The organism is Pedobacter sp. SL55 (genome assembly GCF_026625705.1).
Taxonomy (GTDB): domain Bacteria; phylum Bacteroidota; class Bacteroidia; order Sphingobacteriales; family Sphingobacteriaceae; genus Pedobacter.
Genome location: NZ_CP113059.1, coordinates 2,711,372 through 2,726,438, shown reverse-complemented (window position 1 = coordinate 2,726,438; position 15,067 = coordinate 2,711,372). Strand labels below are relative to the sequence as shown.

Annotated in this window: 10 protein-coding genes; 8 read left to right on the top strand and 2 right to left on the bottom strand. The window is 38.9% G+C overall.

All coding sequences use genetic code 11. From position 1 onward, the window contains the following. The first annotated feature begins 63 nt into the window (after positions 1–63). From OVA16_RS12290 to OVA16_RS12270, 5 genes are all read left to right on the top strand, one after another. The gene (locus tag OVA16_RS12290; RefSeq protein WP_267759773.1) at positions 64–921 is read left to right on the top strand and encodes an SPFH domain-containing protein; all 858 of its coding nucleotides are present in this window, start codon (positions 64–66) and stop codon (positions 919–921) included. 41 nt (positions 922–962) lie between these two features. Then, the gene (locus OVA16_RS12285; RefSeq protein WP_267759771.1) at positions 963–1,145 is read left to right on the top strand and encodes an Arc family DNA binding domain-containing protein; all 183 of its coding nucleotides are present in this window, start codon (positions 963–965) and stop codon (positions 1,143–1,145) included. Between the two features lie 136 nt (positions 1,146–1,281). Then, positions 1,282–2,460: an acetyl-CoA C-acyltransferase gene (locus OVA16_RS12280; protein ID WP_267759769.1), complete on the top strand. Its 1,179-nt coding sequence runs from the start codon at positions 1,282–1,284 to the stop codon at positions 2,458–2,460. A gap of 119 nt (positions 2,461–2,579) precedes the next feature. Continuing rightward, positions 2,580–3,401 carry a hypothetical protein gene (locus tag OVA16_RS12275; RefSeq protein WP_267759767.1) on the top strand — a complete coding sequence of 274 codons (822 nt, stop codon included), beginning with the start codon at positions 2,580–2,582 and terminating at the stop codon, positions 3,399–3,401. Between the two features lie 81 nt (positions 3,402–3,482). Further along, positions 3,483–5,699: an oligopeptide:H+ symporter gene (locus OVA16_RS12270; RefSeq protein WP_267759765.1), complete on the top strand. Its 2,217-nt coding sequence runs from the start codon at positions 3,483–3,485 to the stop codon at positions 5,697–5,699. Positions 5,700–5,865: 166 nt separating this feature from the next. Here the strand turns inward: OVA16_RS12270 and fabF are convergent, their stop codons facing one another. Then, positions 5,866–7,107, bottom strand: coding sequence for a beta-ketoacyl-ACP synthase II (gene fabF, locus OVA16_RS12265; RefSeq protein ID WP_267759763.1), 1,242 nt, complete (start codon positions 7,105–7,107; stop codon positions 5,866–5,868). 463 nt (positions 7,108–7,570) lie between these two features. Between fabF and OVA16_RS12260 the strand changes: the two genes are divergently transcribed. After that, positions 7,571–11,113, top strand: a complete 3,543-nt coding sequence (locus tag OVA16_RS12260; RefSeq protein WP_267759760.1) for a gliding motility-associated C-terminal domain-containing protein — start codon at positions 7,571–7,573, stop codon at positions 11,111–11,113. Here the strand turns inward: OVA16_RS12260 and OVA16_RS12255 are convergent. Beyond that, positions 11,110–12,123 carry a type IX secretion system membrane protein PorP/SprF gene (locus OVA16_RS12255; protein WP_267759758.1) on the bottom strand — a complete coding sequence of 338 codons (1,014 nt, stop codon included), beginning with the start codon at positions 12,121–12,123 and terminating at the stop codon, positions 11,110–11,112. The two genes, OVA16_RS12260 and OVA16_RS12255, sit on opposite strands and share 4 nt — an antisense overlap. A 371-nt stretch (positions 12,124–12,494) precedes the next feature. On the opposite strand from OVA16_RS12255, the gene mgtE reads away from it, so the two are divergent. Then, positions 12,495–13,868 (top strand): magnesium transporter, encoded by a 1,374-nt coding sequence (gene mgtE, locus OVA16_RS12250; protein ID WP_267759756.1) that lies wholly within the window; start codon positions 12,495–12,497, stop codon positions 13,866–13,868. A 137-nt stretch (positions 13,869–14,005) separates the two neighbouring features. Further along, entirely contained in the window at positions 14,006–14,836 is an 831-nt protein-coding gene (locus OVA16_RS12245) for a S1 RNA-binding domain-containing protein (protein WP_267759753.1), read from the top strand. Positions 14,837–15,067: the final 231 nt, after the last annotated feature.

The following is a 15,067-nucleotide window of genomic DNA, read 5'->3' as shown; positions in this document are numbered from 1 at the left end:
TTGGCAAAACAATTTCAAACTCTCGATTTTTCTATTTATAATTGATATCAAAATAATATCATTATGCAAACAGAAAAAATTATTAACCCGCCTTCTGGTTATCTTACCCTTGTTGTTTTCCTAATCATGTTAATTGGGAGCATTTATTTATTTGCCATTAAACAATTCGGATGGGCTTCGGCCATTTTAATTGTCGACCTTTTTTTGGTACTACCCGGTTTAATCATCGTAAACCCCAACGAATCGAAAGTATTAATTCTATTTGGAAAATATGTGGGCACAGTAAAAGCAGACGGTTTTTTTTGGGTAAACCCGCTTGCATCAAAGAAAAAACTATCGCTACGAGCTAGAAACCTAAACGGACAACAATTAAAGGTTAACGATAAAATGGGAAACCCGATTGAAATTGCTGCTGTAATTGTATGGCAGGTAAAAGAAACGGCAAAGGCAAGTTTTACTGTAGAAGATTACCTGCAATATGTAAATATACAAAGCGAAGCCGCCGTAAGGCATTTGGCCAACAGCTTTGCCTACGATGATTTTGAGGACGAAAACGCACAAATCACATTAAAAGATGGTGCTGACAAAGTAAATTCATTATTGGAACAAGAATTGAACGACCGCCTTTCTAGAGCTGGCATAGAAGTTATTGAGGCTAGGATATCGCATTTGGCCTATGCACAAGAAATTGCCAGCGCCATGTTGCAACGCCAGCAAGCTACAGCGGTAATTGCCGCCAGAAAACTTATTGTTGAGGGTGCGGTGGGCATGGTAGAAATGGCTTTAGACAGATTATCTGAAAAAGATATAGTTACCTTAGACGAAGAGCGCAAAGCCGCTATGGTAAGCAATTTATTGGTGGTACTATGTGGCGACAGAAATGCCCAACCTGTGGTAAACGCCGGAACCTTGTACAATTAACACGCTTTGCAACTAAAGCAAAACAAGGAAGGAATCCTTAAATGCCAGATAAAGAAAAAAAAGCATTTGCACTAAGAATAAGCCCAGCGCTACTTAAAGAAATAGAGCACTGGGCTAGCAACGAATTTAGAAGCACCAATGGCCAGATAGAATACATCCTTAATGAAGCCGTGAAGGCTCGCAATAAAAAAATGAAGAAAGATAATGGTACTGCCTCTCAATAGCCACAGCTGTACAGATTGTTAAATGTCATCGCTAGCTCTAAATGAATTTTATTTGTCAATTTAAAGAGATATAATCTGCGCATCTGTAGCAAAATGCCTAAATTGCCGCCAACCAAATATATTTTACACATTACAAATGAAAGAAGTAGTTATCGTATCAGCGGTTAGAACTCCAATTGGTAGTTTTGGAGGCTCACTATCAGGATTTACAGCCACTCAATTAGGAGGCTTTGCCATTAAGGGCGCAATTGAGAAAGCAGGTATAAACCCTAGCCAAGTACAAGAAGTGTACATGGGCAATGTATTGTCTGCCAATTTAGGACAGGCTCCGGCCACACAAGCGGCTAAATTTGCGGGTTTATCAGATTTACCCACAACTACCATCAACAAGGTATGTGCTTCGGGCACTAAGGCCATTATGTTGGCGGCACAAAGTATTGCTTTGGGAGAAAACGATGTAGTTGTAGCTGGCGGAATGGAAAGCATGAGTAATGTACCTTATTACTTAGATAAAGCCAGAAATGGTTACCGCTTAGGCCACGGACAAATTACCGACGGCTTAGTTAAAGATGGCTTGTGGGATGTTTATAACGATTACCACATGGGTTCGGCGGCAGAATTATGTGCAGAAACTTGCAACATCAGCCGCGAAGACCAAGATAACTTTGCCATTGAATCTTACAAAAGAGCGCAAAATGCACAAGCCAACGGAAAGTTTAAAGAAGAAATTGTAGCCGTTGAAATTAAAGATAGAAAAGGCGAAATCACTTTGTTTGCCGAAGATGAGGAACCAGCCTCCGTTAAATTTGATAAAATACCAGGATTAAAGCCTGTATTTAAAAAAGACGGAACAGTTACCGCTGCCAATGCTTCTACCTTAAATGATGGTGCGGCAGCCTTGGTTTTGATGAGTGCAGATAAAGCAAAAGAATTAGGCTTAACGCCTTTAGCTAAAGTTTTGGCTTATGCCGATGCCCAACAAGCCCCAGAATGGTTTACTACAGCACCTTCTAAAGCTATACCTTTGGCTTTGCAAAGAGCCAACTTAAGTAAAGAAGAAGTAGATTATTTTGAAATAAACGAAGCTTTTTCGGTGGTATCTTTAGCAAACAACCAAGAATTAGGCTTAAATGCCGATAAAGTAAATGTAAATGGTGGCGCTGTTGCCATTGGCCATCCGCTGGGCGCTTCTGGAGCCAGAATTGTGGTTACGCTTTTATCGGTATTACAACAAAACAAAGGTAAAATTGGCGTAGCCGGAATTTGTAACGGCGGCGGCGGTGCCAGTGCAATAGTTGTAGAAAATCTTCGTTAAAAAAATTAAATGCGGAAGGATTTTTAAAAGCACTTTTTTTAATCTCATTATCATGGATGATGTTTGGGCAATCAAAAGCCCAAACATTACTTAGCGATGCGAATTTAACCCAGCTTCGTATGGCTCAAGACAGCTTATCAGCCTATAGCGACTCTACAGTTAGTGTAAAAGACGATGTAGAACGCATTGCTTACAACACCATGTTTGTTAAAAAATTAATCAGTGCGCTTAAAACACCACATTCTTTTCAATTTAATTTCGATTCGCTGGCAAACAATGTCTCTTTTTTAAAATCTCCCAACCAAGCTTTTAGGGTCATTACATGGTCGCTACCTTTTGCCGATGGCAGCTATAAGTTTTACGGAACCATTCAAATGGCAACTAAAAACGGTTCACTAAAGCTAATTCCGTTGAATGACAACACCCAAAACTTTACCGACGATAATGCCATTACCAACCAAAAAAACTGGTTTGGAGCCCGTTATTACGAAATCATCCCTGTCACTTATCCGGGCAAAAATCCTTATTACGTTTTACTTGGATGGAAAGGCAACAACAACAAGACCACAAAAAAAGTAATTGAGGTATTATCATTCGAAAAAGATCAGGCCATTTTTGGGAAGAGCATTTTCGAGATTAAAAAGAAAGCAACCAATAGAAACAGAATGGTTTTCGAGTATAATAAAATGAACTCGATGACACTTACTTTCGACAAACAGGTAAACATGATTGTTTTTGACCATTTGGCACCTTACGAGAACAATATGGAAGGCAATATGGAGTATTACGTATCTGATTCTAGCTTTGATGGTTATTCGATTAGCTACCCTAGGCTTTACTTTAAAGAGAACGTAGAATTGAGAAACGACGCTTCTAGTTTAGACGAATTGTACAGCCCGCCACGCAAAGCAACTACCTTATTGCAAAAAGGCAAACATTAATTTATTAATGAAATATAAATGTATTAGCCTATATTGCAACCAATTTTTATAAAAAACTAAGACTAACTTATTTAATAATTTATGCAAACAACTACTGCAGAAAATCAAAACGATTTTTTCAAGAGTAAAGTATTAGGACACCCATCGGGCTTATTTGTGCTTTTCTTTACCGAAATGTGGGAGCGTTTTTCGTACTACGGTATGAGGGCACTATTGGTATTATTTTTCACTGCTTCTGTACTAGACAGCGGATGGGGCTGGCCTAAAGAACATGCCCTAGCTATTTTCGGGACCTATACCGCATTAGTATACCTATCTACCATGTTAGGTGGTTATTTTGCCGATAAGGTAATTGGTATCCGCTGGGCGGTAGTGGTTGGCGCCCTACTAATGACACTGGGCCATGCTTTTATGGCATTAGAAACCTCGTTTTTCATTTACGCAGGTTTACTTTTCTTGGTATTTGGCAGTGGTTTCTTTAAGCCTAACATGACTTCCATTGTATCAGAAATGTACAAAGACTTTCCGGAGAAGAAAGATGGCGCTTACACCATTTTCTATATGGGTGTAAATGCAGGTGCATTTTTTGGCATTATGCTTTGTGGTTATTTAGGCGAAAAAATTGGATGGAGCTGGGGCTTTGGCGTAGCTGGTATTTTCATGCTATTTGGCTTATTACAGTTTTGGTTTGCTCAAGACATCTTTGGAAATATTGGACTTAAACCGGTAAAACCAACTGCCGAAGAAAAAGCAGCGGCGGTCAATATAGTGCAAGAAGGCGGTAAACTAAATCCGTTTACAGGCTTTCACATGACATTAATTGTAGCTTGTATCGTTTTAGGTTTAGCGTGGATTTTAAACGATCCTGTGAATAAAATATCTGAAGGAACAACAAACCTTTTCAGTTTCAATTTATTTGGAATTGACGGCAGTAACCTTATCATTTTAACAGCACTTGTTTTATTCTTAATCCTATTGGTTTCAAGAATTTCTAGATATGACAAAATCCTTAAAGATAGAATGATTGCCATTGTTTTCTTTGCAATTATTACCATGATCTTTTGGTCTATCTTTGAACAGGCTCCTGGATCTTTAACCTTATTTGCAAAAGATTATACACAGAGAATTTTAGAAGGAACTTCTGGAACAATCTTCAAATTCGTAAACTCTTTGATCACGCTTGGTCCTTTGGCAATCATTACCTGGGTGCTTTTCAAACTCTTCGGACAAACATTCAGCAAGTACAAATTATCAAACATTATTTTAGGCTTGAGTTTCCTAATTATTTGGGGAATTGCAATTTGGATGGTGGTAAACGAATATAAATCTACTTCCTACAATGTACAATATCAAAATGCTAATGGTGTTGTTAACACTGGAAAAGTAGTATCATCTGAAGCTTACAACGACAAAGATCAAGTTGCTATTATTGATGTAGAAAGCACTTCTTTTTATGCAGGTAGCGCAGATGCAACTGTAGAAAACAACGCCTTAATTGATAAAAACAAGAACTATATTGGCGATGTTTTTAATGGCAAGATCATCAACATTACAGATAAAGAAAAACCTGGGGCTTTTGGAACTTTGGTTAGCTATGCAGAGGTTGAGTTTACCACTACAGCTGGCGCAACCATTAAGAGAGAAATTAGATTAGCCAAAGGCGAAAAAGAAGGCTTAAAAGTTGGCGATGCAAAAGATATCTTAGTTACCCACAATATCAAATACGACAACAACCAAACTTCTGCTACTAAAGCTACCATAGTTTCTAAAGTAGCGGCAACAGAAATCAACGCTAGTTGGTTTAACATTCTAAATTCATTATTCATCATTACCTTAGCGCCTTTATTCTCTAAATGGTGGAGCAGTAAATATAATCCTTCTGCAAACAACAAATATGCTATCGGAATGCTGTTTTTAGGTATAGGTATGGCTTTTGTTGCTATCGGTGCAGCTTCTATACCTGCTGGTGCTAAATCTGCCTCAGTAAGTATGATGTGGTTGGTATTTGTTTACTTATTCCATACCATGGGCGAACTCTGCGTTTCGCCAGTTGCGCTATCTTACGTTAGTAAACTGGTACCAGGACGAATGATCGCGATCATGTTTGGTGTGTGGTACTTAGCGGTAGCAATTGGTAATAAATTAGCAGGTATCTTCGGAGAAGTTTCAGAAAGTGTAGCAGATGAAAAAGGCTACAGCTATTTTTTCTGGATACTAACCGCAGTATCTCTTGGCGCTTCGCTTTTTGCATTTGTTTTAGGCCCTATTGTTAAGAAATTAATGCATGGTGTGAAATAATCTTCACAACGTTTACCATAACAAAAGAAGCCCCGAATTAAACAATTCGGGGCTTCTTTGTTTTATTGAATTAGCTTAGACTTACGAAGTTTAACTTTAGTCATTATTGTTTTTCAACGGTAAAGTTGAGGGCTTCGCCGTTTAAAAACTTCGTAAGTCTTCAAAACTAAACTAACTCTCTAAACACTACAGTATTGTTGTGTCCACCGAAACCGAAAGCATTACTCATCGCGGTTTTCACTTCTTTATGCACGGCTTTGTTAAATACCAATTGCATACCTGCAGGAATTTCTGGATCTGGTTCTACTACGTTAATGGTTGGAGGCACAATATTATCATTGATGCTCTTGATGGCGATGATCGCTTCAATTGCAGCCGCAGCACCTAACAAGTGGCCAGTCATAGATTTGGTAGAACTGATGTGCAAATTCTGCGAAGCACCAAAAACCAAATGCGCTGCATTAAGTTCGGCTAAATCGCCAACTGGTGTAGAGGTAGCATGAAGGTTCAAATAATCTAACTCTTCTGGTTTTACACCAGCTTCTTCCAAAGCCAAATTCATGGCCTTTGCGGCACCAATGCCCTCTGGATGTGGCGACGTAATATGGTAAGCATCGGCAGTCATGGCTGCACCTACTACCTCAGCGTAAATTTTTGCACCTCTAGCTTTCGCATGCTCATATTCTTCCAAGATCAAAGCACCAGCCCCCTCGCCCATCACAAAACCATCTCTATCTTTATCAAAAGGTCGGCTAGCTGTTTGTGGGTCATCATTTCTATGCGACATCGCTTTTAGCGCAGCAAAACCACCAAAAGATGCAGGAGTAATACCAGCTTCAGAACCACCTGTTACAAACATCTTCGCTTTACCCATTCTAATATAGTTAAAAGCATCCATGATGGCATTGTTACCTGTAGCGCAAGCAGAAACCGGCGTATAGTTAATTCCTTGTAAACCAAACTTCATCGAAATTAAACCCGAAGCCATGTTTACCAATAACTTAGGAATAAAGAACGGATTGAAACGTGGATTATAATCACCCTTTACATAATTCTCTACTTCCGTTTCGAAGGTTTGCATACCGCCTTGCCCACTACCCCAAATTACACCAAAATCAAATGGATCGATGGTAGTTAAATCTATCGCACAATCTTCCATAGCCTGTGCCGCAGCGTATAAAGCATATTGCGTAAATAAATCTGTACGCTTAATTTCGTTTCTGTCTAGGTGTTCGGCAGCGTTAAAGCCTTGTACTTCGCAGGCCATTTGCGAACGGAAACGCGAAGCATCAAATCTCGTCACCGTTTCGCAGGCACTTTTGCCATTAACAATATTTGTCCAAAAATCGGCAATGTTATGGCCTAGCGGATTAATAGTTCCTAAACCCGTAACGACAACTCTTTTCATATTTGTATAATTTATCAATGCTTTGTTTATGTTTTTTATTTGTAATTAATGAACTCGTAAACTCGGTTTGTTTTTAAAGCTCACATGGAATACTCATCTGTGTTGTATTTTGGATACATGAGTATTTTATATCCTTAATTATTGTTTAAGGGCGCAAAGTTCGCATTTGATGTGGAATTAAATGTCTTTATTTTCTAATTATTTACCGTCGGTTAAAACCGACGGCAATGAGCAGCTTAAAATTAGCAACAATGAGCTTGCTTAAATCCAACGGCAATAAGCAGCCAAAAAACCGATGGCAATAGTTAAAAAAAATCAACAACTTAACGAGGATGCTAAAAGGATATGCTAGCTGCAAATTCAGTGCTGCATTTTGAAATCAATCAATGCCTCCATTTTACATCAAAATTTTACACTTTGAAATGGTGTTTTAAAATGATATTTTAGTTGCGAAATCTTCAGCATGCGCATCTTTAAATTTACCTTCTTCATATTTGTACTGATTTTATGCAGTAGCACGATATCTAAAGCCCAAACTTATACTGTAACCAGCATTGCTGATAGTGGCCCTGGCACCTTACGGGAAGCATTAACCAATGCAGGAATGCCAAATAGAACCGCTGTATTTACCATTAACTTTCAGTTACCTGGCGATGGCAACGATTACGCCAACCGAACCATTAGGCTAAGAACTACATTACCAAACATTACTTCTAATACAGTAATTGATGGTAGTTCGCAAACTTCGTGGGCACCATTGGGAGTTTCGGGGGCTAAAATTATTATAGAGCCAGAATATACCACTCCAACATTTACCCCTCTAACCATTGGCAGAAATATTGGGGTTGATAACTCTACCACCGGCGTTGGTATTTACGGATTGTGTATCAGAAATTTTGCCACCATCAGCAACCTGCAAAATGTAAATATGGCTCAAGGTTCGGCCATTTCCATTGATTACCGTGCAAGCGATATTACCATTGGTGCACCAGGAAAAGGCAATGTGCTGATTGGAAATATCAATGGTATTTTAATCCAGAACAACTATTTTTATACGGTTGCACCGCCCTTATCCAATATTAAAATTCAATCTAATTTAATTGGAGTTTTATACGATGGTGTAACACCAGCCTCCAATGTAATAGGCGTAGCCGCTAGTCTTTACGACTGCTCTTTGAACGTAGGTGGAGATAATGCAGGCGAAGGTAACACCATTGCAGCCAACAGAATTAACCTCGATATTAAACGCTACAATTATACCACTACTCGATTTGATATTAACATCATCAATAATAAGGTTGGTGTAGACCATAGCGGAGAGAAAGATTTTCATGAGCTGCCTTTATTTCTCTCTTCTTCTTCTTTAGAAATTGCTGGGATAAAGGTAGATGCTACAAATACGGCATTATACATCCGCAACAATATAGTTGGTGGTAATAGAACGGTTGGTATTTCAATTACCAATTCGGATTTTATTTTAACTGGAAATTTTATTGGTACAGATGCTGCTACTGGCAATGTGAACTTGGGTAATGGCATTGGTATAAAAATAGAAAATAATGGTGTTGGAACTATTGGTGGAGCAACTACTGCGGAGCGCAATACCATTGCCAACAATAATTATGGCATAGAAACGGTTTCTGCCAAGCCAGTAAAAATTACCAGAAACAGTATGTATTGCAACCGAACGTTTGGCATAGGAAAAACGTTGACAATCTTACAGCCAACCATCCAAATACTGAAACAAAATGGCTCGCATGTATCTGGCAAGGCCACCCCAAATTCTGAGGTAGAGCTCTTTTATACCCACAACTGTAACGATTTATGCGAAGGCAAAACTTACATTGCTACGGTGCAGGCCGGTAGTGACGGACGTTGGGAATATAATGCTACATTAAGCCAAAAAGTAACTGCTACGGCAAGTTTATTGGTGGCTACTACCTCCCCTTTTGCCACTGCGCAATTACTGCCCAACGAAGCTATCATTAGCCATGTTACCTGCGCTGCCAATGGTTCAATTACTATTCCAGAAGAAAGAGAAGGCTTTACTTTTAGCTGGGTAAAAATAGAGAGCAATGGTACACGTATCCCATTGGGAAATACACAAAGCGTAAATAATTTAGATGTTGGCACTTACGAAGTAACAATAGATGATGGCTGCAAGGCTTTTGCTCATATTTTCTCTGTTAGAGACCAAAAATTAACTAAACCCACGGTAACCGTACCAGCGCCAAACTGCGGACAAACAAGTTTTACTTTTACCGCCGAAGTATTAAGAGGTAGTGGTGCCATACGCTTCGAATGGATTAACGCAGCTGGAACCGTAGTAAGCTTAAATAACCCTGCTAATTTACCCGAAGGAACTTATAGGGTTAAAGCTACAGACCAATCGGGCTGTTCGCTAGAATCGGATCCTGTGGTGATAACCAGAAGACCAAGTCCAATTATCAATAATACGGGCATTTTAATCACACCTGCCTCATGCGGAATAGCAAACGGATCGGTTAAGGGTATTACCATTGGCGATGCCACAGGAAACATTACTTATAAATGGTACAGACACGATCCAGCTACGGGTATAGTAGTTAATGTAGTGGTTGGAAACGATGCAGATTTGATTGATGTAGAAGGAGGAATTTATACACTTACTGTTTCTGACGAAGGAAATTGTCCTGCGGTAAGCAGAACCTTTAGCATAGGTATAAACAATATCATTGTAATTAGCAGCGGCACCATTACCCCTGGAACTTGTGGTTTAAACAATGGCGTAATAGACAACGTAAGCATATCCAACGCCGACAGATATGAATGGATCAAAGCATCAACTGGCGAAACCATAGCACTTGGCGCATACGCAACGGGTGTATCGGTTAGGATAGCCGACCTTGCTCCTGGCGTATACACCTTAAAGGCAAGTAATAGTACATCTGTTTGTTTTTATACCCGCACCTTTACGGTACCGTTGCAAGTTCCTCAAGTTTTTGCACCTTCTTCTACAGTTATTAATACCACTTGCGAGTTAAACAATGGAAGTATTTCCTTAAACTTCAACCCCTTTACATTTAACTACCCAGCACCTATACGTTACCAATGGAAAGATGAAATGGGAAATGACTTTGTTGGAATGCTAAGGGAAATTAAAGATTTGCCCGTAGGTTCGTACAATTTATTTCTTTACGACACCAACAACTGCCAAACTGTTTTGGGGCCATTTACCATTAACGCTACACCTAAATTAGTGATACAGCCGGGTAGCGCTACCGTGGCCGATGACGGTTGTGGATTACAACGTGGCTCAGTTAGGGGCATGCAAATTACTGGTGGTTTGGGCGACTACACTTATAGATGGTTAAATGATGCCGGACAGGTAGTACAAACCACTAGAGATTTAACCAACGTAGGTGGCGGCACTTATCGATTGGAAGTAAAAGACAGATCGGCCTGTGGTATTGCCATTAGCGAAGCCTATACCGTTGGAGATATTTATTTTCCATTATCAACCCCAGTAGCCAAAGATATTCGTGTGTGTTATGTATCTGACATTACCTTACCTATTGTTGGCCCAGAAGAAGGTACCTATCAGTTATTTGCTAGTTTGGAAGATGCATATCCTATTTTAGAAAGCACCAACGGGATATTTAATTTTAAAGTAAGCAAAACGGGCGAATATTTCATTAGACGTAAACTAGGCGTATGTATTAGCGATTTCGTTAGAGTACATATTGAGGTAACACATGACAACTTAGAAATTGGCAACGTAATTACGCCAAATGGCGATGGACTTAACGACACTTGGATGCTCAAAGGCCTTCCAGATTTTAAAGGCAACAACATCAAAATTTATTCTAGAAGTGGCCAGTTAATTTACGAAGCTACAGGCAATTACACCAAGCCTTTTGATGGTACTTTTAGAGGAAAAGAACTTCCGGCAGGTGCTTATTTTTATGTGATAGATTTACGAGCAGAATGTAAACCAATAAGCGGTAGCATTACTCTATTACGTTAAAACTGTCTGGTAGAGCAGCGTACATCGTAAGTATTGTTAAGCAAAAAGCCAATACCAATCTCGTGGGTACCTTTATTTACTCGCCTCAATGCCGATGTATTTACATCGTAAGAATAACTTACGTTAATTAAAGAGCCAAAGTTATAGCCTGCTAAAAAAGAAAAAGCATCGTTGTTTCTATAGCTACCCGCCAACCAAAACTTATCTTGATAGGCTAGCTTTAAGTTTACATCAATTGCTGGCGGAGCATTTTTCCAATAACTGGCCAGTATAGAAGGAATCATTGCAATCTCTTCATCCAAGAATATCTTGTAACCAGTAGTGGCATAAATTGATGGGCTTTGATAGGGATAAACTACCGCCGAATTATTTTCTATTACAGTTCTGTTCCCAATAATCTGTTTGGCAGAAGCACCCACAAAAAACCGAGGTCCGTACAACCATAAACCAAAACCCAAATCGGGCCTTAACCTGTTGTTGTAATCTGCACCAAACAATGGATCTTGTTCATGCTCTGCAGAAATATCATCAACCTTTAAACCCAACGAGTGAAAACCCGCAGCCACACCCACCGAAAGATTTACATTGCTGCTTAAACCCAAGTGATAGGCATACGTTGCGCTCACGCTATTTTGTCTTAGCAAACCTGCCTTGTCGTTCATGGCTATTAGTCCAAAACCATGATGAGGTGCTGCTGCCGTGTAAGAGTTAACTAAACTTCTGCTTAATGGATTGTAACCGTTACTAGAAAAAGAATTGATAGAACTTCTGATATAGTCATCGCCAATGGGCGTATTAATTGAAATGTACTGTGTAGTTGGCGCACCTTCTACACCACTCCATTGTTGCCTATACCCTATCTTTAAATCTATGTAGCTATCTATACCAGACAATGCCGGGTTAAGTAAAAAATTGTTGAAGATATATTGAGAACTTCGGGGTGTTTCTTGCGCACAAATTATTCCGTTAAAAAAGAAGCAACTAAATAAAATTAGAAATATAAATCTCATTAATAGCAAAGAGGTTAAGTTTAGGACAGTAGTTTAGTAGCTACTTTGATTAATTGGCATTTCTAATAAATATTTAAAAGACAGTCAAAAATAACTTTTTGCAGTTAATATTTTATAACCCAAGGCAGAAAAAATATCTATCTAAATAATTTGACCAATTTTATGATAATGCTAACAAATTTAAAACGCAGCAATGTCTATCAAAACAGTGGCCCACTTAACTATAAAACACCTTTTAAACCAATAATTACTAAATAACAAGTTTTTATTTGGAACTAGCTTTGATATTAGCTAAGAAAACATGAAGCACATAAGCCCATTTTAAAAATAAAACCGCAACTTTGCAGTGCATACAATAAAACTGAGCGCTTATGGAAGAACTGCAAGTAGAAGAAGTAATCAATTTGTTAGAAAATGAAAGCGATAGACAGCTAAAAACCTATCTCAACGAACTCAACATCTCTGATGTAGAGGAACTTATAGATGAACTTCCACAGCATGCAGTTAAATTTATAGAAACGCTATCTAGCAAGCGAGCAGTAAATGTATTTCGTATCCTCGATTTCCCTACGCAAGAGCGGATCATTAAAAAACTACAGGCCAATAAACTAACAGAAATTATTAGGCAATTACCACCCGACGATAGAACGGCACTTTTTGGCGAATTGAAGGGCGACGCCGTTAAAAAACTTTTGGTGCTATTGCCAGATCACGACCGAAAAGAAGCGTTAAACCTGTTGGGTTACGCCGAAGACAGTGTAGGCCGCTTAATGACCCCAGACTTTATTGCCGTAAAAACAGATTGGACGGTACAACGTGTGCTTTCACATATCCGTAGGTACGGGAAAAACTCCGAAACGATAGATGTGGTATACGTTATCGATAAAGATGGTATTTTGTTGGATGATATCCGAATTCGTGAAATTCTCTTATCAGATCCCGAAGCTAAAATTGGAGATTTAACAGATAACCGCCTCATTTCTTTAAACGTAAACGATCCGCAAGAAGAGGCGATCAATGTGTTTAAGATGAATAATCGTGTGGCACTACCGGTGGTAGACGACCAAGATGTGCTTTTGGGTATTGTTACCGTAGATGATATTTTATGGATAGCACACGAAGAATATACCGAAGACATGCACAAAATGGGGGGTACACAGGCGCTTGACGAACCTTATTTGGACGTACCTGTATTTCAACTCTATAAAAAACGTGTGGTTTGGTTAATTGTGCTGTTTTTTGGCGAATTACTTACAATTGCGGCCATGTCGGGTTTCGAAGATCAAATAGCCAAAGTAGTAATTCTGGCTACTTTTATACCTTTAATTATTTCTAGCGGCGGCAACAGCGGTTCACAAGCGGCAACATTAATTATACAGGCCATGGCGCTAGGCGAAGTAACCATTAAAGATTGGTGGAACGTAATGCGCAGAGAAATTTTCTCGGGAATTTTTCTAGGCTCTACACTTTGTTTATTGAGTTTTTCTGTAATTGGCGCATGGCATATTGTTATGCCTGGCTTTAGCGAACATTACATCCGTATTGGCTTGGTAGTAGGTTGTTCATTAGTTGGGGTAGTATTGTGGGGTACCTTAATGGGTTCTATGCTGCCTTTGCTTCTTAAAAAATTGGGTGCAGATCCAGCTGCCTCTTCTACCCCGTTTGTAGCTACCTTGGTAGATGTAACCGGCTTAATCATCTATTTTTCTTTTGCGCTGCTATTCTTAAAAGGCGTGCTGCTGTAGTTTTTGAAAAATTACGATTGCTAACATTTACATCAACACGATAGGATATTTTATGGGGACTGCGGACTAAACCGTTCCATTAGGTTTATTACCGAAAGTGAATACCAAAAGCTACCTTTGTAAATCAATAACAAGAAATGATAACAATAGGCAAATACAACAAACTAAGGGTAGCGGCAAAAAACAGTCAGGGTTTAAGTTTAACAGATGGTAACAGCGAGGTACTTTTACCTTTTGCCGAAGTGCCTAAAAACATTGAGTTAGGCGATGATGTAGATGCTTTTATTTACCTTAATAAAGATGGCAATACGGTAGCCACCTTAAAAGAAGTTTTGGCAACTGCCGATGAGTTTGCTTTGCTCACTGTAGTTAGTGTAAATGATGATGGTGCATTTGTGGATATAGGCGTTGATAAAGACGTGTTCGTCCCAAAAAGAGAGCAAAAAAAACCAATGGAACTTGGCGAAAGCTATGTAGTGTATGTTTTTGTAGATGATCAATCTAACAGGTTACTGGCCTCTTCTAAAGTAGATGAATTTTTAGCCCATGACGGCTATGATTTTGACGAGGGCGACAGCGTAGATTTGTTAATTGTAGACAAATCTGACTTGGGTTACAATGCCATTATTAACGATGAATTTATTGGCCTACTGTACCATAACGAAGTTTTTTCTATGGTAGAACCAGGACAAAGAACCACAGGATGGATCAAAACTATTAGAGTAGATGGCAAAATTGACCTTACCTTACAACCATCAGGCTTTAGCCATATCTTAGACACTAAAGATTATATTTTAGAAGAGCTTAAAGTAGTTGGAGAAATTAATTTAGGCGATAAAAGCTCTCCAGAAGAAATTTACAATAGGTTTCAGGTAAGTAAGAGTGCTTTTAAAAAAGCCATTGGTGGTTTGTACAAAGAACGTTTGATTACCCTCTCAGATCATCAAATTAAGTTGGTAAAGGAGTAAAAATCATTCATTATACGGCATTGCTTCGTGCCTCGCAAATGACGAAATGTATAAGAACACAAAAGGAGCAAATGATTTTGCTCCTTTTGTGTTTATGATTTATAGACTTACGAAGTTTTGAAACTTCGTAACCTGAGTTCAATTTTTAACCTATTGATAATTAAACTTTAAAACTGATGCTGAACTAAATTCAGCATGACGAACCGCCGATCTTTCGTCACCCTGAATTTA

Coding starts and splice junctions, on each gene's coding strand:
- OVA16_RS12290 (WP_267759773.1), top strand. CDS start 64: ATGCAAACAGAAAAAATTATTAACCCGCCTTCTGGTTATCTTACCCTT.
- OVA16_RS12285 (WP_267759771.1), top strand. CDS start 963: ATGCCAGATAAAGAAAAAAAAGCATTTGCACTAAGAATAAGCCCAGCG.
- OVA16_RS12280 (WP_267759769.1), top strand. CDS start 1,282: ATGAAAGAAGTAGTTATCGTATCAGCGGTTAGAACTCCAATTGGTAGT.
- OVA16_RS12275 (WP_267759767.1), top strand. CDS start 2,580: ATGGCTCAAGACAGCTTATCAGCCTATAGCGACTCTACAGTTAGTGTA.
- OVA16_RS12270 (WP_267759765.1), top strand. CDS start 3,483: ATGCAAACAACTACTGCAGAAAATCAAAACGATTTTTTCAAGAGTAAA.
- fabF (WP_267759763.1), bottom strand. CDS start 7,107: ATGAAAAGAGTTGTCGTTACGGGTTTAGGAACTATTAATCCGCTAGGC.
- OVA16_RS12260 (WP_267759760.1), top strand. CDS start 7,571: ATGCGCATCTTTAAATTTACCTTCTTCATATTTGTACTGATTTTATGC.
- OVA16_RS12255 (WP_267759758.1), bottom strand. CDS start 12,123: ATGAGATTTATATTTCTAATTTTATTTAGTTGCTTCTTTTTTAACGGA.
- mgtE (WP_267759756.1), top strand. CDS start 12,495: ATGGAAGAACTGCAAGTAGAAGAAGTAATCAATTTGTTAGAAAATGAA.
- OVA16_RS12245 (WP_267759753.1), top strand. CDS start 14,006: ATGATAACAATAGGCAAATACAACAAACTAAGGGTAGCGGCAAAAAAC.